The sequence below is a fragment of the Pseudoxanthomonas suwonensis 11-1 genome (assembly GCF_000185965.1).
GTDB lineage: Bacteria > Pseudomonadota > Gammaproteobacteria > Xanthomonadales > Xanthomonadaceae > Pseudoxanthomonas > Pseudoxanthomonas suwonensis_A.
Window position 1 is genome coordinate 3251758 of record NC_014924.1, and the last position, 18788, is coordinate 3270545.

Consider the following 18788-nt stretch of genomic DNA (forward strand, 5'->3'; position numbering starts at 1 on the left):
GGCAGGGGGCGACAATCGGTTTTCCGAATCTTTCCCGGCGAAAACCGCAGTCCATGACCGAGATTTCCCCCGCGCTCGCGCGCAAGATCGCCCAGACCATCGCCGAGGAAATCGGCGCGCAGACCGCCCAGGTGGTCGCCGCCGTCGGCCTGCTCGACGAGGGCGCGACCGTGCCGTTCATCGCGCGCTACCGCAAGGAAGTCACCGGCGGCCTGGACGACACCCAGCTGCGCAACCTCGAGGTGCGCCTGGGCTACCTGCGCGAGATGGAGGACCGCCGCGCCGCGATCCTGTCCAGCATCGAAGAGCAGGGCAAGCTGACCAACGAGCTGCGCGCCGAGATCGAGGCCGCCGACAGCAAGTCGCGCCTGGAAGACCTGTACCTGCCGTACAAGCCCAAGCGCCGCACACGTGCGCAGATCGCGCGCGAGGCCGGGCTGGAGCCGCTTGCCGACGGCCTGCTGGAAGATCCCGGCCGCGTCCCCGAGGAGTTCGCCGCGCAGTTCGTCGATGCGGACAAGGGCGTGGCCGATGCCAAGGCGGCGCTGGAAGGCGCGCGCGCGATCCTGATCGAGCGCTGGGGCGAGGATGCGGCGCTGCTGGGCGAGCTGCGTTCGTGGCTGGAAGCCAACGGCCAGATCCGCTCGAAGGTGGTCGAGGGCAAGGAGACCGCGGGCGAGAAGTACCGCGACTACTTCGACCATGCCGAGCCGCTGGCGAAGATCCCCTCGCACCGCCTGCTCGCGCTGTTCCGCGGCCGCCGCGAGGAGTTCCTGCAGCTGGACCTGGAGCCGGGCACCGACCTGGAGGCCGGCCACGCCTACGCCGAGGGCCGCATCGCCCGCCACGCCGGCATCAGCGACCAGGGCCGCCCGGCCGATGCCTGGCTGCGCAACGCCTGCCGCCTGGCCTGGCGCGCCAAGATCCACCTGCACCTGCTGCTGGACCTGTTCAACCAGGCGCGCGAGAAGGCCGAGGCCGAGGCGATCGCCGTGTTCGGCGACAACCTGAAGGACCTGCTGCTGGCCGCGCCCGCCGGTCCCAAGGCCGTGCTGGGCCTGGACCCGGGCCTGCGCACCGGCGTGAAGGTGGCCGTGGTCGACGCCACCGGCAAGCTGGTGGCCACCGACACCATCTATCCGCACGAGCCGCGCCGGCAATGGGACCAGTCGCTGGCCAGCCTGCGCAAGCTGTGCATCACCCATGGCGTCCAGCTGGTCGCGATCGGCAACGGCACCGCCTCGCGCGAGACCGACAAGCTGGCCGGCGACCTGCTCAAGCTGGTGCCCGAGCTGAAGATGCAGAAGATCGTGGTCAGCGAGGCCGGCGCTTCGGTGTACTCGGCGTCCGAGCTGGCGGCCAGGGAATTCCCGAACCTGGACGTGTCGCTGCGTGGCGCGGTGTCGATCGCCCGCCGCCTGCAGGATCCGCTGGCCGAGCTGGTCAAGATCGAGCCCAAGGCCATTGGCGTGGGCCAGTACCAGCACGACGTGGACCAGTTCCGCCTGGCGCGTGCGCTGGACGCCAAGGTCGAGGACTGCGTGAACGCGGTCGGCGTGGACGTCAACACCGCCTCGGCCGCGCTGCTGGCGCGCGTGTCCGGCCTGAGCCCGACCGTGGCCGAGAACATCGTCAGCTTCCGCGACCAGAACGGCGCCTTCCCCTCGCGCAAGGCGCTGCTGAAGGTGCCGCGCCTGGGCGAGAAGACCTTCGAGCAGTGCGCCGGCTTCCTGCGCATCAGCGATGGCGAGCAGCCGCTGGATGCCTCGGCGGTGCATCCGGAGGCCTATCCGGTGGTCGAGCGCATCCTCGCCGGCAGCGGCAAGCAGGTGAAGCAGATCATCGGCGACAGCGCCTTCCTGCGCTCGCTCAAGCCCGAGCAGTTCACCGACGAGAAGTTCGGCGTGCCGACCGTGCGCGACATCCTCAAGGAGCTGGAGAAGCCCGGCCGCGACCCGCGTCCGGAGTTCAAGGCCGCGAAGTTCGCCGAGGGCGTGGAGGACATCAAGGACCTCAGGCCGGGCATGGTGCTGGAAGGCGTGGTCAGCAATGTCGCCGCGTTTGGCGCCTTCGTCGACATCGGCGTGCACCAGGACGGCCTGGTCCACATCTCCGCGCTGAGCGAGCGCTACGTCAAGGATCCGCGCGACGTGGTCAAGGCCGGCGACATCGTCAAGGTGAAGGTGCTGGAGGTGGACGTGGCGCGCAAGCGCATCGCCCTGACCTGCCGCATGAGCGACGAGCCGGGCCAGGCCAGCGCGCGCGATGCGCGTGGTGGCGACCGCGACAACCGCGGCGGCCCGCGTGGCGGCGATCGTGGTGGTCGCGGTGGCAATCCCGCCCGCGCACCGCAGCAGCAGGCCGCGCCGTTCAACAGCGCCATGGCCGATGCATTGAAGGGCCTGCGCCGGAACTGATCCGGCCATGGGATTGCAGAAGGGCCGGCACTGCCGGCCCTTTTCGCTTCATGGCCCAAGCGGTCCGGCGTCGCAAGGGGCTACTCGGCCCACTCAAGGTCGGTGGTGAAGGCGATGGTGAGCCAGCGCTGCTGCGGATCGCCGCCGATGCGCTCGCCGATGCTGTCGCGCAGCTGGTCCCATGATTCCAGCGTGCGCGGCGGCTGGCCGCGCGGAACGATGAAGTGCAGCTCGATCTGGCGACCGCGCCCGACCCGGGCCACGTAGGCACGGAAGTCGAGGAAGCCCTCTTCGGCCACCACCTGGCGTGCGACCTCCTCCACCTGCAGGCGCAGGTCCTGCGGGGTGACCAGCAGGATGTCCGCCAGCGCGCGACGGATCGTGCCCAGCGGCAACGGCAGGATCAGCACGCACACCAGCGCCAGCACGCCCGGATCGATGTAGGGCGTCCAGTGCTCCAGCGCCGTGCCCTGCAGCGTGCTGCCGATGGCGAAGGCCAGCAGCAGGGCGGTGGTGATCGCACCGGACATCATCCAGGCCCGCGCATCCAGCGCCACCAGCTGTGACTTCAGGCGCCGGTTCGCGCGCAGCTGGTAGGCGGACATCACGATGCATGCCACCAGGGTGACAGCGGCATACAGCATGGCGTGGCCGAAGTGCAGCACGCGCCCGCCGTCGAGGAAGCTGTGCACCGCGTTGATCAATGCATAAAGGACCGCGCTGGTAAGCATCAGGCCGCTGGCGGCCAGGACCATCGGCTCCAGGTGCCAGAAGCCCATGCTGAAGTGCTCGACCAGGCGGCGGTTCTGCGGCCCGCCGGCATCGGCCGCGGCGATCAGCCGCGCCACCAGCAGGGTGACCACCGTCATCAGCACGTCCACCAGCGAATACACGCCGTCGAAGACGATGGCGAAGGAACGGGACAGCAGGCCGAACACGATGCCCAGCGCCGCGACCAGCAGGGTCACGCCGATGGAAACGGCCAGCACCGTCTGCTCGCTGGGGCCGGCCTGGACCTGCCGTGGCGGAAGTGGCGACGACGACATGGCGTCGAGGTTAACGCGGCTGCGGCGGTTCGGCGCATGCGGCATGACCCGGTAGCGCCCCATCGCGACGCGCGGGAGAGGCCACGACGGAAGGCCCCGGGGGAAGCCGGAGCGGAAATCGGCCACGCCCGGCAACCCGGGCGAACCGCTCAGGCTTCTTCGGCCGCCTTGCGGAACTCGTCGTAGGCGGCCTGGGCATTGGCGGCGTACATCAGCGACGGGCCCCCGCCCATGTAGACCGCCACGCCCAGCATCTCGCGGAACTCCTCCGGGGTGGCGCCCAGGCGCACCAGCGCCTTGGCGTGGAAGCCGAGGCAGCCGTCGCAGCGGTTGGCCACGCCGATGGCCATGGCGATCAGTTCCTTGGTCTTCTCGTCCAGCGCGCCGGGCGCCATCGCCGCCTTGGCCAGCGCGCCAAAGCCCTGCATCACGTCGGCATTGTGGGTGCGCAGCGCGGTGAGGTTGCGCGAGATGTCACGGGTCAGGTCGGTGTAGTTGGCGGCGTTCATGCTGGCCTCCGGCAGTAGGATGTGCAGCGATAATATTAGTTATTGCTAAATTAGGCAATACTCATATACTGGCCGCATGAGCCCAGCCATCACCCGCAAGGACCTCGCCTTCATGCAGCAAGGCGCCGCCGAGGCGGCCGCCATGCTGCGCACGCTCGGCCACGAGCAGCGCCTGCTGGTGCTGTGCCTGCTGGTCGGCCATGGCGAGCTGGGCGTTAGCCAGCTGCTGGAGCAGGTGGACCTGAGCCAGTCGGCGCTGTCGCAGCACCTGGCGCGGATGCGCGCCGACGGCCTGGTCGACTGCCGGCGCGAAGGCCAGGCCGTCTACTACCGCATCGCCGATCCGCGCGTGGCCACGCTGGTGGGCGCGCTCAAGTCCGTGTTCTGCCCCTGAGGGATTCCCCATGAAAACCGTCGATGCCCGCACCGCCCGTTCGCTGCTGGAACAGGGCGCATTGCTGGTCGATATCCGTGCGCCGGACGAACATGCGCGCGAACGCATCAGCGGCGCCTGCTGCGTTCCGCTGGACCGGCTTCAGGCCGCGCCGCAGCTGCGCGACGCCGCCGCCAGCACCGTGGTCTTCCACTGCCGCTCCGGCATGCGTACCCGGGCCAATGCCGCCGCGCTGGAAGCCGCGGCCTGCGGTCGCGAGGTCCTGCTGCTGGATGGCGGCATCGATGCGTGGAAACAGGCTGGGCTACCGGTGGTGCGCGAAGCCAGAGCGCCGCTGGAACTGAACCGCCAGGTGCAGATCGCCGTGGGCGTGCTGCTGCTTGCCGGCAGCACGCTGGCGGCCACGGTCTCGCCCTGGTTCCTGCTGCTGACCGGTTTCCTCGGCGCCGGCCTGCTGTTAGCCGGTGTATCCGGCTTCTGCGGCCTGGCCCACGTGCTGCTGCGCATGCCGTGGAACCGGGCGATGCGCACCTGAGCCAGGGCGCCTCGCGACGGCCGGCCTACCCGGCCGCCGGCACCCGCAGGTCCTCGAGCAGCGTGCCCCAGGTGATGATCTCTTCCTCGTGCGGCAGGTCGCGGAAATCCTCGGCCAGGGCAGCCTGGTACCACTGCCGCATTGGCTCCAGCTGCAGCAGGCGACGTGCGTAGGCATCGGCCTGCGCATCCGCCAGCGACAGGCCGTAGCCCTGCAGGCGGAACGCAACCGGCGCGAAGAACGCATCGACCGCGGTGAACGCCGCACCCGCGAGGAACGGCCCGCCAAAGCGGGACAGGCCTTCGGCCCATAGCGAGGAGATGCGGTCCAGGTCGCGCTGCAAGGCAGGCGGATGCTCGTGCAGGCGGATGCGCTGGCCGCAGCTCATGGAGCAGCGGGTACGCAGTTCGCCGAAGCCGGCATGCATCTCGCTGGCGGCGCTGCGCGCCCAGGCGCGGGCGAGCGGATCCTGCGGCCACACGCCCGGATGGCGCTCGGCCAGGTATTCGACGATGGCCAGCGATTCCCACACCAGGGTGTCGCCATCCACCAGCAGCGGCACCTTGCCACTGGGCGACAGCGCGCGGAAGCGCTCCCACGCAGCCGCGTCATGGAACGGCACCAGGCGCTCCTCGAACGGGATATCGAGCATCCGCAGCAGCAGCCACGGCCGCAACGACCAGGACGAGTAGTTCCGGTTGGCGATATGCAGGGTGTACATCCGCGCGCTCCATCGGGCCGCCGGCAGGACGGCATACGCGCGATCATACGGCCCGCCGCCCGGCGGGCCGCGCTTCAGGCCACGCGGCTGCGGCGCTGGCGTTCCAGGTGCACCAGCAGCAACGAGATCGCCGCCGGGGTCATGCCCGGGATGCGCTGGGCCTGGCCGATGCTCAGCGGACGCACGCGCTCCAGCTTCTGCTGCACCTCGGCCGACAGGCCGCGCACCGCGGCGTAGTCGAAGTCCTGCGGGATCGGCGTGGATTCGTGCCGGCGCTGGCGTTCGATCTCCTCGCGCTGGCGGTCCAGGTAGCCGGCGTACTTGACCCCGATCTGCACCTGCTCGGCGACCTGGGCATCCTCGACCGCCGGACCCAGCGCGGGGACGCGCATCAGCGCGGCGTAGTCCAGCTCCGGGCGCTTGAGCAGGTCCAGGGCATTGGTCTCGCGGCTTACCGCCACGCCCAGCACCTGCTCGACCTCGCGGCCAACGGCATTGGCCGGGGTCGCCCACAGCGCGCGCAGGCGCGCGGTCTCTCGTTCGATCGCCTCGCGCTTGTCGCAGAAGCGCGTCCAGCGCGCGTCGTCGACCAGGCCCAGCTGGCGGCCGGTCTCGGTCAGGCGCAGGTCGGCATTGTCCTCGCGCAGCTGCAGCCGGTATTCGGCACGGCTGGTGAACATGCGGTACGGCTCGCTGGTGCCGTGGGTGATCAGGTCGTCGACCAGCACGCCCAGGTAGGCCTCGTCGCGACGCGGCGACCAGCCTTCCAGGCCGCGCACGTGGCGGGCGGCGTTGATGCCGGCCAGCAGGCCCTGCGCCGCGGCCTCCTCGTAGCCGGTGGTGCCGTTGATCTGGCCGGCGAAGAACAGGCCCGAGACCAGCCGCGTCTCCAGGGTAGGCTTGAGCCCGCGCGGGTCGAAGAAGTCGTACTCGATGGCGTAGCCGGGGCGGGTGATGTGCGCGTTCCCGAATCCGCGGATGCTGCGCACCAGTTCCAGCTGCACGTCGAACGGCAACGAGGTGGAGATGCCGTTGGGGTAGATCTCCGCCACGTCCAGGCCCTCGGGCTCGACGAAGATCTGGTGGCTCTCCTTTTCGGCAAAGCGCACCACCTTGTCCTCGATCGAGGGGCAATAGCGCGGGCCGATGCCCTCGATCTGGCCGGTGTACAGCGGCGAGCGGTCCAGCGCGCCGCGGATGATCTCGTGGGTGCGCGCGGTGGTGTGGGTGATCCAGCACGAGACCTGGCGCGGATGGTGCTCGACCCGGCCGAGGAAGGACATCACCGGCAGCGGATCGTCGCCGGGCTGCTCCTCCATAGCCGCGTAGTCCAGGCTGCGGCCGTCGATCCGCGGCGGGGTACCGGTCTTGAGCCGGTCGATCGCGAACGGACGCTCGCGCAGGCGCGCGGCCAGGGTGGTGGACGGCGGATCGCCCATGCGCCCGGCCGCGTAGGTGGTCGGGCCGATATGGACCTTGCCGGCCAGGAAGGTGCCGGCGGTCAGGACCACGGCCGGGGCCTCGAAGCGCAGACCGGTCTGGGTGATGGCGCCACGCACCGCGTCGCCCTCGATCACCAGATCGTCGACAGCGGCCTGGAATACGGTCAGGTTGGTCTGGTTCTCGACCATGCGCCGGATCGCGGACCGGTACAGGCCGCGGTCGGCCTGGCAGCGGGTGGCACGCACGGCCGGGCCCTTGGAGGCGTTGAGGGTGCGCCACTGGATGCCGGCCAGGTCGGCGGCGTGGGCCATGGCCCCGCCCAGGGCATCGATCTCCTTGACCAGGTGGCCCTTGCCGATGCCGCCGATGGCCGGGTTGCAGCTCATCGCGCCCACGGTCTCGATGTTGTGGGTCAGCAGCAGGGTGCCGGCGCCGGCGCGGGCCGAGGCCAGGGCGGCCTCGGTGCCGGCGTGGCCGCCGCCGATGACGATGACGTCGTACTGGTGGAAGGAGGACATGGGTCGTTCCCGCCGCTGGCGGATCCTGCAGGTTCCGGGCGCAGCGACGATTTTTTCGGCTGGGGCCTAAAGTTTGGCACGCTTCGTGCGGATATACCGATGTGCACCCACTCGCGACAAAGCGTCGGGGGGCGCTTGACCGGAATTGGAACAGGGGCCGGTCACGTGCGCGATGGGGAAGCCTGGGGCCGGTAGTCGGGGGACTGCCGGCCCCTTTTTTATGCCCCGAATCCGCCCAGGGCCCATGGAACAAGGCTTCCGCGGTGCCCTGCGCCCTTCGCATCCTGGAAAAAGAACAGCCCGGCGGGTCAGCCGGGCTGCGCAGAGGTGCCGACGTCCGGCAGGGCCGGAACAGGGGGGATCCAGATTTCCCTGCCGGACATCGACATGGCTTGGCCGGATCGGGTCAGAAGGTGACGTCGCCGGTCAGTCGGAGGCTAGCTTGCCGGGCACCCCCCTGCAGACGCAAGCGTATTTTCAGGGCTCTTGCGTGCGGTGCGTCTCAGTCCGCGCAGGCCGTTCGGCGCGCGGCGGCGGCGCGGACGGGCGCGGAGCCGCCGGACGGGCTTCCGCCCGCGGTGCCGGCCGGACCGAAGGCTGGCCCCGGTTCTGCGGCGCCGGACGCGGAGCACCCACCACCGGGCGCCCACCCTGCTGCGGCTGGGCCTGCGGACGGTAGACCGGTGCCGGGGTCCCGGCCGGACGCTGCCGCACCTGCTGGTTCTGGGGAACCTGCTGGACCCGTCCCGGCCGCATCGGCTGGACCTGGCCCGGCCGCGGCTGGGTATTGACCGGACGCGACTGCTGCGGGTTGCCCTGTGGCTGGGCGCGATAGGTGCCGGCGCTTTGCGGCTGCATGACCGGACGCGGCCCCCTGCGGTCGTCGTCGGCGCGCTCGCGGTCGCGGCGCAGGCGGTCCAGGTCGCGCCACGGCGCCCCGTCACGCGGACGGTCGTTGCCCGGCTTGCCGTGCTGCGGCGGCCGCTGCGGCGGGCGATGGCCTTCCGGCCTGCCACCGGCGGAGTGCGGCGGACGATGCACCGGTGGACGGTGGACGTAGGTGGGATAGGCCGGGGTGACGTAGTAGCCCGGATAGCGCCCGTACCACGGATAGCCGTAGCGCACGCCCAGCGAGATGCCGGGGTAGTAGCTGTAGTACGGGTAGCCGTAGCCCTCGTAGTGGTACTCGGTGACCGGCGCGCCGCTGTAGTAGTCGCCGCCCTCGTAGCTACCGTATCCGGCGCCCACGTAGTCATAGGTGGCGCAGCCGGACAGGGCAAGCACGCATGCCAGTCCGGTCAGCTTCCTCAGGTTCATGGGCAAATCCCCCCGTACAGGTTATGTCAGCAGCTTCATGGCGCCGCTTTGAATCCGTGCTTAACCCTTGCGGGTTTCCGGGCGGAATCGGCCGTCTGGCATGGGCTGCCGGTGGATGCGTTCAGTTAACCTGTGCGCATGACCCTTGGACTGCCTGTCGCCGACGAGATCTTCGCCGCTGCCGCGCGGATCGCCGGCCAGGCCACGGTAACCCCGGTGCTGCGCTCGCGCACGCTCGAGGCGATGACCGGTTGCCAGCTGTTCCTCAAGGGCGAGCACCTGCAGCGCAGTGGAGCGTTCAAGTTCCGCGGCAGCTGCAATGCGGTCTCGGCCCTGGACCCGGATACCGCTGCCCGCGGCGTGGTCACCCACTCCTCCGGCAACCATGGTGCCGCCCTCGCCCTGGCCGCGCGCGAGCGTGGCATCCCCTGCCACGTGGTCGTGCCCGAGGGCGCGATCGGCGCCAAGCTGGCCAACATCGTCCGCCATGGCGCGACCCTGTGGCGCTGCGCCCCCACCCAGGAGGCGCGCGAGGCCACCTGCGCCGAGGTCGCGGCCCGGAGCGGCGCGAGCGTGATCCATCCCTACGAGGACCGGCAGGTGATCGCCGGCCAGGGCACCGCCGCGCTGGAGCTGCTGGACCAGTCCGGCGGCCTGGACCTGCTGGTGGTGCCGGTCGGCGGCGGCGGCCTGGCCGCCGGCAGCGCACTGGCCCTGGAGGCCGCAGGCAAGGGCTGCCGGCTGCTGCTGGCCGAACCGGCCGGCGCGGCCGACACCGCCCATGCCCTGGCCCATGGCGAACCACCCCGGGACTTCGTCCCCGACACCGTATGCGACGGCCTGCGCGCGCGCATCGGCGCGCCCAACCTGGCCGTCCTGCGCCAGGCTGGCGCCGAGGTGGCCGTGATCGACGACCAGGCCACCCTGGCGGCGATGCGCCTGGCCTGGCAGGTGCTCAAGCAGACCATCGAACCGTCCTCGGCCCTGGCCGCAGTGCTGGCGCGTGCGCCGCAACTGGCCGGGCAGCGCGTGGGCGTGATCATCAGCGGAGGCAACGTGGACCTGGAGGCGCTGCCTTGGCGCGGATGAAATCGGGAAGCCGCCGCAGGGGCGGACTGGGCCGCTGGCTGCTGCGGCTGATGGTGCTGGCCATCCTGTGGCTGGGCGGCGTCGCCGCGTGGATCAACTGGGTCGGCCACCGCGACCAGGCGCAACGCGCGGACGTGATCATCGTGCTCGGCGCGGCGGCCTACGACGCGCGGCCTTCGCCCGTGTTCGAGGAACGCATCCGCCACGGCCTCAACCTCTACCGCGCAGGCTACGCGCCGGTGCTGCTGTTCACCGGCGGCTACGGCACCGGCGCGCGCTTCGCCGAGTCGCAGGTGGCCCAGCGTTATGCCGTGCGCCAGGGCATCCCGGAGGAGGCGATCCTGATCGAGACCGCCTCGCGCACCACCCTGCAGAACCTGCTGCAGGCGCGCGAGCTGATGCGCGAGCGGCAGCTGCACAGCGCGATCATCGTCAGCGATCCGCTGCACATGTCGCGCGCGCTGCGGTTGTGCCGCCAGCTCGGGATCGAGGCCACCGGCTCGCCGACCCCGAGCACGCGCTTCCGCAGCTTCCAGACCCAGTGGAAGTTCCTGCTGCAGGAGGTCTACTTCTTCCACCGCGACCTGGTCGCGCGCGTGGCCTGAGCCGCGCCGTATCATCCGCGCCCTTCCCCACCGGACCGCACATGAGCACCGAGAACACCCCGCAGGCCCGCGCCATCGCCCTGGTCACCGCCTACTACGACGCATTCAACCGCGGCGACCGCCAGGCCATGCTCGCGCTGCTGTCCGACGACGTGGCCCACGACCTCAACCAGGGCCCGCGCGAGACCGGCCGCGAGGCGTTCGCCGCCTTCATGCAGCGCATGGATGCCAGCTACCGCGAGCGGCTGGAGGACATCGTGGTGATGGCCACCGCCGACGGCACCCGCGCCGCGGCCGAATACGTGGTCCACGGCCAGTACCTGGAGGATGACGAAGGCCTGCCCCCGGCCAACGGCCAGACCTACGTGCTGCCGGGCGGCGCGTTCTTCGACATCCGCGATGGGCGCATCGCCCGGGTCAGCAACTACTACAACCTGCAGGACTGGATCGCGCAGGTTGGGTGAGAGCGGGGATTGGGGATTCGGGATTGGGGATTCGCAGGAGCGCGTAGCCCGGATAAGGCCGCAGGCCTCAGGGGTTGTTGCGGCGCCGGATCGGGATCGATGACACCGGCACGGCGGCGACGTCGTGGCCGCCCTGGCGGATCGGGGCGCCGGGATCAGGCGCCCAGGCCTGGGCGTAGATGACTTCCCAGGTGCTGGGCAGGCGGCCGTCGATGTCGCGCAGCAGCTCGTAGGCCGCTTCGGCGGCGGCGAAGCGGGCGCGTCCGGTGAGGCTGCGGCGGCGGGTGGCCAGGGCATTGGTCGCGCCGATCGCGCGCAGCTCGCGCATCAGCGCGGGCAGGCCAGTGTAGGTCAGGGTGAACAGGTCGCGGTCCAGCACCGGATCGCGGAAGCCGGCCTGCATCAGCGCGTCGCCGAACACCGAGATCGGCGCGAACGGGCTCACGTGTGGCGCGTCGTCGGCATTGGCGAAGGCCTGGCGCAGCTCGACCAGGGTCTCCGGGCCGAAGCTGGAACACAGCAGCAGGCCGCCGGGCTTGAGCACGCGGCGGAAACCGGCGAACACCGCCGGCAGGTCCTCGATCCACTGCAGGCACAGGTTGGAGAAGATCACGTCGACGCTGCCATCGGCCAGCGGCAGCGCGCGCGCGTCTGCGCACACGCGCGGGAACGGCTTCCACCAGCCGGCCTGGCGCCGCGACTGGCGCAGCATCGGCAGGGCCAGGTCCATGGCGATCACTTGGGCCTTCGGCCAGCGCTTGCGCATGGCCGCGGTGGCGTGTCCGGTGCCGCTGCCCAGGTCCAGCACCACCGACGGCACCTTGTCGTCGAGGTAGGCCAGCGATTCGAGCAGGCGCGTGCGTACCTCGGCCTGCAGGGCCGCGGCGGCGTCGTAACCGGAGGCGGCGCGGGAGAACGCGCGGCGCACCTGGCGGGGGTCGAATACGGGATCCATGGCGTGGCGCGGCTCAGGGGCCGGTATTGTCGGCGAAAGCCGCCAGCTCCGCTGCCACCGCATCGACGTGGCCGAGGAACGGTGCGTGTCCGGCACCGGGCAGTTCGACGAAGCGTGCGCCGGGCGCCAGCCCGGCCGCGTCCTCCATGCCGCGCGGATGCACCAGGCGATCGCGGCGGCCGGCCAGCCACAGGCTGGGCACGGACAGCGAGGACAGGCTGCGGCGCAGGTCGGCGGATTCCAGCAGGTCCAGGCCGGCGTGCAGCGCCTCCGGCTGCGGGCGGCCGCGGGCGTGGAGCACCTCGCGCAGGGTCTTGAGCTCGGCGCGGCCGTGCTCGGAGCCCAGCGTGTCCAGGGCGATGAAGCGCTCGAGGGTGCCGTCGTAGTCCTGCTCCAGGTCGCGCGCGAACTGGCCGAACACCGAAGGCTCGACCGCGTGCTGCCAGTCCGGCGCACGCACGAAACGCGGCGTCGCCGCGACCATCACCAGGCCACGCACGGTGGGCAGCGAGGCGGCCGCGCGCAGCGCGAACAGCCCGCCCAGCGACCAGCCCAGCCAGATGGCGGGCGGGGTGCGCGAGGCGATCTCGCTGGCGACGGCCGCCGGCAGCAGCGGCACCTCCGAATCACGGCTGTAGCCGTGCCCGGGCAGGTCGACCAGGTGCAGGCGGAAGCGCGGTGCGAGGCGTTCGACCAGCGGCGCGAACACGCCACCGTGCAGCGCCCAGCCATGGATCAGGACCAGGTCCGGTCCGCTGCCAAGGGTTTCGATGTGCATGGCCGCATTGTCGCCGATGCCGGCGGTGGGCGTCGGCTCAGTGGGCGTGGGCGTGCGCGTGGTTGAGGCGGCGGCGCGCGGCGGCGATGCGCCGGATCAGGCGATGCCAGAGGATCACGGCGTGGCTGCGCATCGCCCGGCCGCGCCACCAGCGCATCGGCCATGGCCGGCGCAGGTGGGCGGTGATCGCCTCCTCCAGCCAGCGCGGGTCGAAGCCATCCCACACCGGGGCCACGCTGTAGAGGTTGGCGACCAGCACCGGGTGGACCTCCTGGCGCAGGATCCGCTGCAGCTCGTCCAGCGGATATGGCGAACGGGCCAGTTCCTCGGCCACGCGGGACAGCACTTCGTTGTCGATGTCCGTGTCGAGATAAAGCGCGGACATCGCTTGCCACACCTGCCGGCGTTCGGGCGCGGGCGCGGGCATGGGAGTGCTCACGCCAGCGCTTCGCGCCCGTGGTCGACGCGGTCACGGGCGTCGGCGATCGCAGCCAGCAGCGCCTGCACCTGCTGCGGGGTGTGCAGGGCCGAGAGGGTCACGCGCAGGCGCGAGCCACCCTCGGGAACCGTCGGCGGCCGGATCGCGGTCACCAGGAAGCCGGCCCGCTCGATCGCGGCGGACATGGCCAGCGCGCTGGCCTCGCTGCCGCAGACGATCGGCTGGATCGGGGTATTGGAGGACATCAGCTCCAGGCCGAAGCGGCTGGCGCCCTCGCGGAACTGGGCGACCAGTTCGCGCAGGCGCTCGCGGCGCCAGTCGTCGCGGCGCGCCAGCTTCAGCGCCGCCAGCGACGCGGCGGCCAGCGCTGGCGGCAGCGCGGTGGTGTAGATGTACGGACGCGCGGTACCGGCCAGGTGCTCGATCAGGTCGGCATCGCCGGCCACGACCGCGCCATAGCCGCCCAGGGCCTTGCCCAGGGTGACCAGCTGCAGCGGCACGTCGGCCACGCCCAGCCCGGCATCGGCCACGCTGCCGCGGCCCTGCGGACCGACCACGCCGGCGCCGTGGGCATCGTCCACGTAGAACAGGGCCTCGCTGGTGCGGGCGACCAGGGCCAGCGAACGCAGCGGGGCGACATCGCCGTCCATGCTGAAGACGCCGTCGGTGGCCAGCATCGCCGCACCCTCGCCGGTGCCGCGCAGCTGGCGCATCGCGCCTTCGGCATCCAGGTGTGGGTAGCGGCGCAGGCGCGCGCCGGCCAGGCGGGTGGCATCGATCAGGCTGGCGTGGTTGAGGCGGTCCTGGACGCAGACGTCGCCGTCCTCCAGCAGCGCCTGCTGCACGGCCAGGTTGGCGGCGAAGCCGCTGCCGAACAGCAGCGCGCCGGGCACGCCGAGCCAGTCGGCGACCTCGCGCTCGAGCTGGGCATGCAGGGCGTGGTGCCCGCAGACCAGGTGCGAGGCGCCAGCGCCGGTGCCCTCGCGGGCGGCGGCGTCCTGCAGCGCGGCACCAACCTCGAACTGCGAGGCCAGGCCCAGGTAGTCGTTACCGCAGAAGCCGGTCAGCCACTGGCCGTCGACCTCGAGGCGGACGCCGTCGCGGCGGGTGACGGTACGGCGCTGGCGCAGGCGGCCCTGCGCCGCGCGGAGTCGGTGGCTGTCGCGGATGCGTTCGTGGATATCGATGCGGCCCATGTTCCCTGCGCTTCCCCCCGGGGAAGTCCTGCCTTCGGGAGCCGCCATCCGGCCCCCCTAGGCAGATAACGGCTCGATGATCTGGGCATGCACGGTAGCGCCTGCAACCGTGCTTGTTCCGTGATGATCATCACATGCCGGGCGGGGCATGGGGCGCAGGCCGAGGCGGGCGAACAGCGCGCGGTCGCGCTCGGCGGCCGGATTGGCGGTGGTCAGCAGCTGCTCGCCGTAGAAGATCGAGTTGGCCCCGGCCATGAAGCACATGGCCTGCAGCTCGTCGGACATGGCCTCGCGCCCGGCGGACAGCCGCACCATCGAGCGCGGCATGGTGATGCGGGCCACGGCGATGGTGCGTACGAATTCGAAGGGGTCCAGCGGCTCCACCCCGGCCAGCGGCGTGCCCGGCACCTGCACCAGCTGGTTGATCGGCACCGAGTCCGGGTGCGCCGGCAGGTTGGCCAGGGCCTGCAGCAGCCCGGCGCGCTGTTCGCGGGTCTCACCCATGCCGACGATGCCGCCGCAGCAGGTCTTCAGGCCCGCCTCGCGGACGTGCTCCAGGGTGTCCAGGCGGTCCTGGTACTCGCGGGTGCGGATCACGTCGCCGTAGAACTCCGGGGCGGTGTCCAGGTTGTGGTTGTAGTAGTCCAGGCCGGCGTCGCGCAGGGCCTGGGCCTGTCCGGGCGAGAGCATGCCCAGAGTGGCGCAGGTCTCCAGGCCCAGTGCCTTCACTCCGGCGATCATCGCGGCGACCTTGGGGATATCCCGGTCCTTGGGGCTGCGCCAGGCCGCGCCCATGCAGAAACGCGAGGCGCCGGCGGCCTTGGCCTGGCGGGCCTTCTCCAGCACCGCCCCGGTGTCCATCAGCTTCGTGGCCTGGACCCCCGTGTGGTAGCGCTGGGCCTGCGGGCAGTAGCCGCAGTCCTCGGGGCAGCCACCGGTCTTGACCGACAGCAGGGTCGAGACCTGGACCTCGGCGGGGTCGAAATGCTCGCGATGGACCTGGGCGGCGCGGTACAGCAGCTCCGGCAACGGCAGGCCGAACAGGGCGAGCAGTTCCTCGCGACGCCAGTCGTGGCGGATTTCCGAAGACATGGGGGATGTTTCCTGACAGCGGCGGCGATCGAAGGCGGGCAGTCTGGAAATCCGCCCCGGACCTGTCAACCCGAACATGTCTCCCGAGGTTTACGGAAGCCATTCCCTCCGCTCTTGGCCCGCCTTGCTGCGCGACCTGCCCGCGCGGATCTGCGCCGTCCTCCTGCCACCGCGCTGCCTGCTGTGCGGAGAGCCCGGGGATGACGGCCGCGACCTGTGCGCCGCCTGCCATCGCGCCCTGCCCCGCAACCACTGTGCCTGCCCGCGCTGCGCGATCCCGCTGGCGGTGCCCGGAACCTGCGGCCACTGCCTGCGCAAGGCGCCGCCGCTCCAGGCCACGTGGGCCTCCTTCGTCTACGCCCCTCCGGTGGACCGCCTGCTGGCGCGCTACAAGTTCCACCACGACCTGGCCGCCGGGCGGCTGCTGGCCGGGCTGATGCTCCCGGCCCTGGCCGATGCCGAGCGCCCGCAGGCGCTGGTCCCGGTGCCGCTGCATTCCAGCCGCCTGCGCCGGCGCGGCTACGACCAGGCGCTGGAACTGGCACGCCCGCTGGCCCGGGCCACCGGCCTGCCGCTGGCGGAAGGTGTGCTGCTGCGCCAGCGGCGCACCGAGGCGCAGTCGGAACTGGGTGCGCTGGCGCGGCGGCGCAACCTGCGGGGCGCCTTCGTGGTGCGCGGGGGGCGGCCGCTCCCGGCGCACGTGGCCCTGGTCGACGACGTCATGACCACCGGCGCGACCCTGCATGCGGCCGCCCTGGCCCTGCGCCGTGCCGGCGTCGCACGGGTCGACGCCTGGATATGCGCGCGTACGCCCTGACCAGCGGCGCCTGCCCCCTGCCGGCGAGCGGGTAGGCTAGACCACGGTCGCGCGAGGCGGCCCCGCGGACGATCGACCATGCCCGAGCGCAAGCCCCCTGCCACCGTGACCATCCTGGACGTGGCCCGCCATGCCGGGGTCTCGGCGATGACCGCCTCGCGGGTGATCAACGGCAATCCGCGGGTGGGCGCGGAACTGCGCGAGCGGGTCCAGGCCTCGGTGCACGCGTTGGGCTACCACCCGAACCTGGCCGGGCGCTCGCTGCGCACCCGCGGCACGGCGCGGATCGGCGTGCTGTACAGCAACCCGTCCGCGGCCTACCTCAACGAACTGATGCTGGGCATGCTCGAGCAGAGCAGCCTCTCCGGCGCCCAGGTGCTGGTGGAGAAGTGCTCCGGCCTGCAGAGCCAGCGCGCGGCGGTGCAGCGCCTGGTCGAGGCTGGCGTCGACGGGGTGATCGTGCCGCCGCCGCTGTGCGACTCGGCGCAGACCATCGGCGACCTGGACCAGCGCGGCATCCCGGTGGTGGCGGTGGCCACGGCCACGCCCTTGCCCGAGGTGGCCTCGGTGCGGATCGACGATTACGCCGGCGCGCGCGCGATGGCCCGGCACCTGCTGGAGCTGGGCCATACCCGGATCGGCTTCATCGAGGGCGATCCGAAGCACACCCCGGCGCAACTGCGAAAGCAGGCCTTCCTCGACACCATGGCCGAGGCCGGGATCGAGGTGCCGGCGACGCACATGGTTGTGGGCATGTTCACCTACCGCTCCGGACTCGAGGCCGCGCGCCAGCTGCTGGCGCTGGAACCGCGCCCCACCGCGATCTTCTGCAGCAACGACGACATGGCTGCCGCGGCGATGGCCATGGCCCACGGCATGGGCCTGCGTATCCCGGACGAGCTGAGCATCGTCGGCTTCGATGACACGCCGATGGCCACCACGCTGTGGCCCGAGCTGACCACGATCCGCCAGCCGGTGACCGCGATGGGCAAGGCCGCCATCGCGCTGATGCTCGAGCGCATCCGCGACCGCCGCGAGGGTCGCGAGCGCACGCCGCGGCACCAGGTGATGAAGTTCAGCCTGGTCAAACGCCAGTCCGCATCGGCTCCCGCACGCTGAGCAAGGCCCGGCGCTTGCGCGATGCGGCATGCCTCGCCACGGCGGCCGAGATAACCTTACCTCGGCGGTGCGCCCGGGGAATCGACTGGCGGCACTGCAGCCCCCTCCCTGCCGGAGCCACGACGCATGACCCCAGCCCTGCCCGGCCCAGGGCCGCTGCCCGACTTCCGCTCGCGCGAGTTCCTGCTCGGCCACGTGCGCGACACCATGGCCTTCTACCACCCGCGCTGCATCGACCCTGACGGCGGCTTCTTCCAGTTCTTCCGCGACGACGGCCAGGTCTACGACCGCCATACCCGGCACCTGGTCAGCAGCACACGCTTTGTCTTCAACTATTCGATGGCCTTCCAGGCCTTCGGCGACCCGGCCTACCGAGAGGCGGTGAAGCACGGCGTGGACTTCCTGCGCGAGGTGCATCGCAACCCGGAAACCGGCGGCTATGCCTGGCTGCTACGCGACCGGGACGTCATCGACGCGACCAACCACTGCTACGGCCTGGCCTTCGTGGTGCTGGCCTATGCCAAGGCGCTGGAAGCCGGCTTCGAGGAAGCGCGCGGGTGGATCGCCGAGACCTGGGAGCTGATGGAGCGCCACTTCTGGGAGCCGGCGCATGGCCTGTACGCCGACGAGGCCGATGCGCAATGGAACCTCGCGCCCTACCGCGGCCAGAACGCCAACATGCATGCCTGCGAGGCGTGGCTGGCCGCGTACGAGGCCACCGGCGAGGCACGCTACCTGGAACGCGCCGCCACCCTGGCGGCCAACATGACCCGGCGCCAGGCCGCGTTGGCCGGCGGCCTGGTCTGGGAGCACTACCACGCCGACTGGAGCGTGGACTGGGACTACAACCGCGGCGACCGCAGCAACATCTTCCGGCCGTGGGGCTTCCAGCCCGGGCACCAGACCGAGTGGGCCAAGCTGCTGCTGATCCTGGACCGGCACGCGCCGGCGGACTGGCACCTGCCGCGCGCGCGCGAACTGTTCGACCGCGCCGTGGCGATGGCCTGGGACCCGGTGCACGGCGGCCTGGTCTACGGCAACGATCCGGATGGTGCGGTGTACGACGCCGACAAGTACTTCTGGGTGCAGGCCGAGTCGCTGGCCACCGCCGCGCTGCTGGCGCAGCGCACCGGCGAGGCGCGGTACTGGGACTGGTACGAGCGGCTGTGGAGCTACAGCTGGACCCACTTCGTCGACCACCGGCACGGCGCCTGGTACCGCATCCTCGGCCCGGACAACTCCAAGCTCAGCGACGAGAAGAGCCCGGCCGGCAAGACCGACTACCACACCATGGGCGCGTGCTACGAAGTGCTGCGGGTGCTGTGACCGTCGCG

At 71.3% G+C, this 18788-nt stretch carries 19 protein-coding genes; 9 read left to right on the forward strand and 10 right to left on the reverse strand.

The features are described from left to right. Positions 1-53 precede the first annotated feature (53 nt). Complete coding sequence (locus PSESU_RS14855; RefSeq protein ID WP_013536617.1) at positions 54-2417, forward strand: Tex family protein; 2364 nt, start codon at positions 54-56, stop codon at positions 2415-2417. 80 nt (positions 2418-2497) lie between these two features. Here the strand turns inward: PSESU_RS14855 and PSESU_RS14860 are convergent, their stop codons facing one another. Continuing rightward, complete coding sequence (locus tag PSESU_RS14860; protein WP_041765163.1) at positions 2498-3406, reverse strand: cation diffusion facilitator family transporter; 909 nt, start codon at positions 3404-3406, stop codon at positions 2498-2500. Between the two features lie 206 nt (positions 3407-3612). Then, positions 3613-3972, reverse strand: a complete 360-nt coding sequence (locus tag PSESU_RS14865; RefSeq protein ID WP_013536619.1) for a carboxymuconolactone decarboxylase family protein — start codon at positions 3970-3972, stop codon at positions 3613-3615. A 76-nt stretch (positions 3973-4048) separates the two neighbouring features. Here PSESU_RS14865 and PSESU_RS14870 point away from each other — a divergent pair, with 76 nt between their 5' ends. Both PSESU_RS14870 and PSESU_RS14875 read left to right on the forward strand, forming a co-directional pair. Further along, a complete protein-coding gene (locus tag PSESU_RS14870; protein WP_013536620.1) occupies positions 4049-4366 on the forward strand; it encodes an ArsR/SmtB family transcription factor in 318 nt (105 codons plus the stop codon). Positions 4367-4376: 10 nt separating this feature from the next. Then, positions 4377-4901, forward strand: coding sequence for a rhodanese family protein (locus tag PSESU_RS14875; RefSeq protein ID WP_013536621.1), 525 nt, complete (start codon positions 4377-4379; stop codon positions 4899-4901). 25 nt (positions 4902-4926) lie between these two features. On the opposite strand, the gene PSESU_RS14880 is transcribed toward PSESU_RS14875, so the two are convergent. The 3 genes from PSESU_RS14880 to PSESU_RS15795 form a co-directional block, all read right to left on the reverse strand. Beyond that, entirely contained in the window at positions 4927-5622 is a 696-nt protein-coding gene (locus PSESU_RS14880; protein ID WP_013536622.1) for a glutathione S-transferase family protein, read from the reverse strand. A gap of 74 nt (positions 5623-5696) precedes the next feature. Beyond that, a complete protein-coding gene (mnmG, locus tag PSESU_RS14885) occupies positions 5697-7583 on the reverse strand; it encodes a tRNA uridine-5-carboxymethylaminomethyl(34) synthesis enzyme MnmG (protein ID WP_013536623.1) in 1887 nt (628 codons plus the stop codon). Between the two features lie 477 nt (positions 7584-8060). Next, a complete protein-coding gene (locus tag PSESU_RS15795) occupies positions 8061-8900 on the reverse strand; it encodes a hypothetical protein (RefSeq protein ID WP_013536624.1) in 840 nt (279 codons plus the stop codon). Positions 8901-9038: 138 nt separating this feature from the next. Here PSESU_RS15795 and PSESU_RS14895 point away from each other — a divergent pair, with 138 nt between their 5' ends. The 3 genes from PSESU_RS14895 to PSESU_RS14905 are packed head-to-tail and all read left to right on the forward strand — an operon-like array spanning position 9039 to position 11058. Further along, entirely contained in the window at positions 9039-9989 is a 951-nt protein-coding gene (locus tag PSESU_RS14895) for a pyridoxal-phosphate dependent enzyme (protein ID WP_013536625.1), read from the forward strand. After that, the gene (locus tag PSESU_RS14900; RefSeq protein WP_013536626.1) at positions 9986-10594 is read left to right on the forward strand and encodes a YdcF family protein; all 609 of its coding nucleotides are present in this window, start codon (positions 9986-9988) and stop codon (positions 10592-10594) included. The genes PSESU_RS14895 and PSESU_RS14900 overlap by 4 nt, the downstream gene beginning before the upstream one ends. A 41-nt stretch (positions 10595-10635) precedes the next feature. Beyond that, positions 10636-11058, forward strand: coding sequence for a nuclear transport factor 2 family protein (locus tag PSESU_RS14905; protein ID WP_013536627.1), 423 nt, complete (start codon positions 10636-10638; stop codon positions 11056-11058). A 67-nt stretch (positions 11059-11125) separates the two neighbouring features. Here the strand turns inward: PSESU_RS14905 and bioC are convergent, their stop codons facing one another. From bioC to bioB, 5 genes are read right to left on the reverse strand one after another with little or no spacing between them, the layout of a single operon-like run. Further along, the gene (gene bioC / locus PSESU_RS14910; protein ID WP_013536628.1) at positions 11126-12013 is read right to left on the reverse strand and encodes a malonyl-ACP O-methyltransferase BioC; all 888 of its coding nucleotides are present in this window, start codon (positions 12011-12013) and stop codon (positions 11126-11128) included. Between the two features lie 13 nt (positions 12014-12026). Continuing rightward, on the reverse strand, positions 12027-12791 hold the full coding sequence (gene bioH, locus PSESU_RS14915) for a pimeloyl-ACP methyl ester esterase BioH (protein ID WP_013536629.1): 765 nt from the start codon (positions 12789-12791) through the stop codon (positions 12027-12029). A 37-nt stretch (positions 12792-12828) separates the two neighbouring features. Then, entirely contained in the window at positions 12829-13218 is a 390-nt protein-coding gene (locus PSESU_RS14920) for a DUF7079 family protein (RefSeq protein WP_013536630.1), read from the reverse strand. An 8-nt stretch (positions 13219-13226) separates the two neighbouring features. After that, positions 13227-14426: an 8-amino-7-oxononanoate synthase gene (bioF, locus tag PSESU_RS14925; protein ID WP_013536631.1), complete on the reverse strand. Its 1200-nt coding sequence runs from the start codon at positions 14424-14426 to the stop codon at positions 13227-13229. Between the two features lie 57 nt (positions 14427-14483). Beyond that, positions 14484-15518, reverse strand: a complete 1035-nt coding sequence (gene bioB, locus PSESU_RS14930; RefSeq protein ID WP_013536632.1) for a biotin synthase BioB — start codon at positions 15516-15518, stop codon at positions 14484-14486. A 76-nt stretch (positions 15519-15594) separates the two neighbouring features. Between bioB and PSESU_RS14935 the strand changes: the two genes are divergently transcribed. The 3 genes from PSESU_RS14935 (at position 15595) to PSESU_RS14945 (ending at position 18780) form a co-directional block, all read left to right on the forward strand. Beyond that, entirely contained in the window at positions 15595-16335 is a 741-nt protein-coding gene (locus tag PSESU_RS14935) for a ComF family protein (protein ID WP_013536633.1), read from the forward strand. A gap of 78 nt (positions 16336-16413) precedes the next feature. After that, positions 16414-17454 (forward strand): LacI family DNA-binding transcriptional regulator, encoded by a 1041-nt coding sequence (locus tag PSESU_RS14940; protein WP_013536634.1) that lies wholly within the window; start codon positions 16414-16416, stop codon positions 17452-17454. Positions 17455-17580: 126 nt separating this feature from the next. Then, on the forward strand, positions 17581-18780 hold the full coding sequence (locus PSESU_RS14945; RefSeq protein WP_013536635.1) for an AGE family epimerase/isomerase: 1200 nt from the start codon (positions 17581-17583) through the stop codon (positions 18778-18780). The last annotated feature ends 8 nt before the right edge of the window (positions 18781-18788 follow it).

What these genes read in the sequence shown, in the direction of transcription:
- PSESU_RS14875 (WP_013536621.1), top strand. Translation starts at nt 4,377, where the DNA reads ATGAAAACCGTCGATGCCCGCACCGCCCGTTCGCTGCTGGAACAGGGC.
- PSESU_RS14905 (WP_013536627.1), top strand. Translation starts at nt 10,636, where the DNA reads ATGAGCACCGAGAACACCCCGCAGGCCCGCGCCATCGCCCTGGTCACC.
- PSESU_RS14880 (WP_013536622.1), bottom strand. Translation starts at nt 5,622, where the DNA reads ATGTACACCCTGCATATCGCCAACCGGAACTACTCGTCCTGGTCGTTG.
- PSESU_RS14920 (WP_013536630.1), bottom strand. Translation starts at nt 13,218, where the DNA reads ATGCCCGCGCCCGCGCCCGAACGCCGGCAGGTGTGGCAAGCGATGTCC.
- PSESU_RS14855 (WP_013536617.1), top strand. Translation starts at nt 54, where the DNA reads ATGACCGAGATTTCCCCCGCGCTCGCGCGCAAGATCGCCCAGACCATC.
- bioC (WP_013536628.1), bottom strand. Translation starts at nt 12,013, where the DNA reads ATGGATCCCGTATTCGACCCCCGCCAGGTGCGCCGCGCGTTCTCCCGC.
- PSESU_RS14900 (WP_013536626.1), top strand. Translation starts at nt 9,986, where the DNA reads ATGAAATCGGGAAGCCGCCGCAGGGGCGGACTGGGCCGCTGGCTGCTG.
- PSESU_RS14940 (WP_013536634.1), top strand. Translation starts at nt 16,414, where the DNA reads ATGCCCGAGCGCAAGCCCCCTGCCACCGTGACCATCCTGGACGTGGCC.
- PSESU_RS14895 (WP_013536625.1), top strand. Translation starts at nt 9,039, where the DNA reads ATGACCCTTGGACTGCCTGTCGCCGACGAGATCTTCGCCGCTGCCGCG.
- PSESU_RS14945 (WP_013536635.1), top strand. Translation starts at nt 17,581, where the DNA reads ATGACCCCAGCCCTGCCCGGCCCAGGGCCGCTGCCCGACTTCCGCTCG.
- bioH (WP_013536629.1), bottom strand. Translation starts at nt 12,791, where the DNA reads ATGCACATCGAAACCCTTGGCAGCGGACCGGACCTGGTCCTGATCCAT.
- PSESU_RS14865 (WP_013536619.1), bottom strand. Translation starts at nt 3,972, where the DNA reads ATGAACGCCGCCAACTACACCGACCTGACCCGTGACATCTCGCGCAAC.
- PSESU_RS15795 (WP_013536624.1), bottom strand. Translation starts at nt 8,900, where the DNA reads ATGAACCTGAGGAAGCTGACCGGACTGGCATGCGTGCTTGCCCTGTCC.
- PSESU_RS14870 (WP_013536620.1), top strand. Translation starts at nt 4,049, where the DNA reads ATGAGCCCAGCCATCACCCGCAAGGACCTCGCCTTCATGCAGCAAGGC.
- PSESU_RS14935 (WP_013536633.1), top strand. Translation starts at nt 15,595, where the DNA reads ATGTCTCCCGAGGTTTACGGAAGCCATTCCCTCCGCTCTTGGCCCGCC.
- bioF (WP_013536631.1), bottom strand. Translation starts at nt 14,426, where the DNA reads ATGGGCCGCATCGATATCCACGAACGCATCCGCGACAGCCACCGACTC.
- bioB (WP_013536632.1), bottom strand. Translation starts at nt 15,518, where the DNA reads ATGTCTTCGGAAATCCGCCACGACTGGCGTCGCGAGGAACTGCTCGCC.
- mnmG (WP_013536623.1), bottom strand. Translation starts at nt 7,583, where the DNA reads ATGTCCTCCTTCCACCAGTACGACGTCATCGTCATCGGCGGCGGCCAC.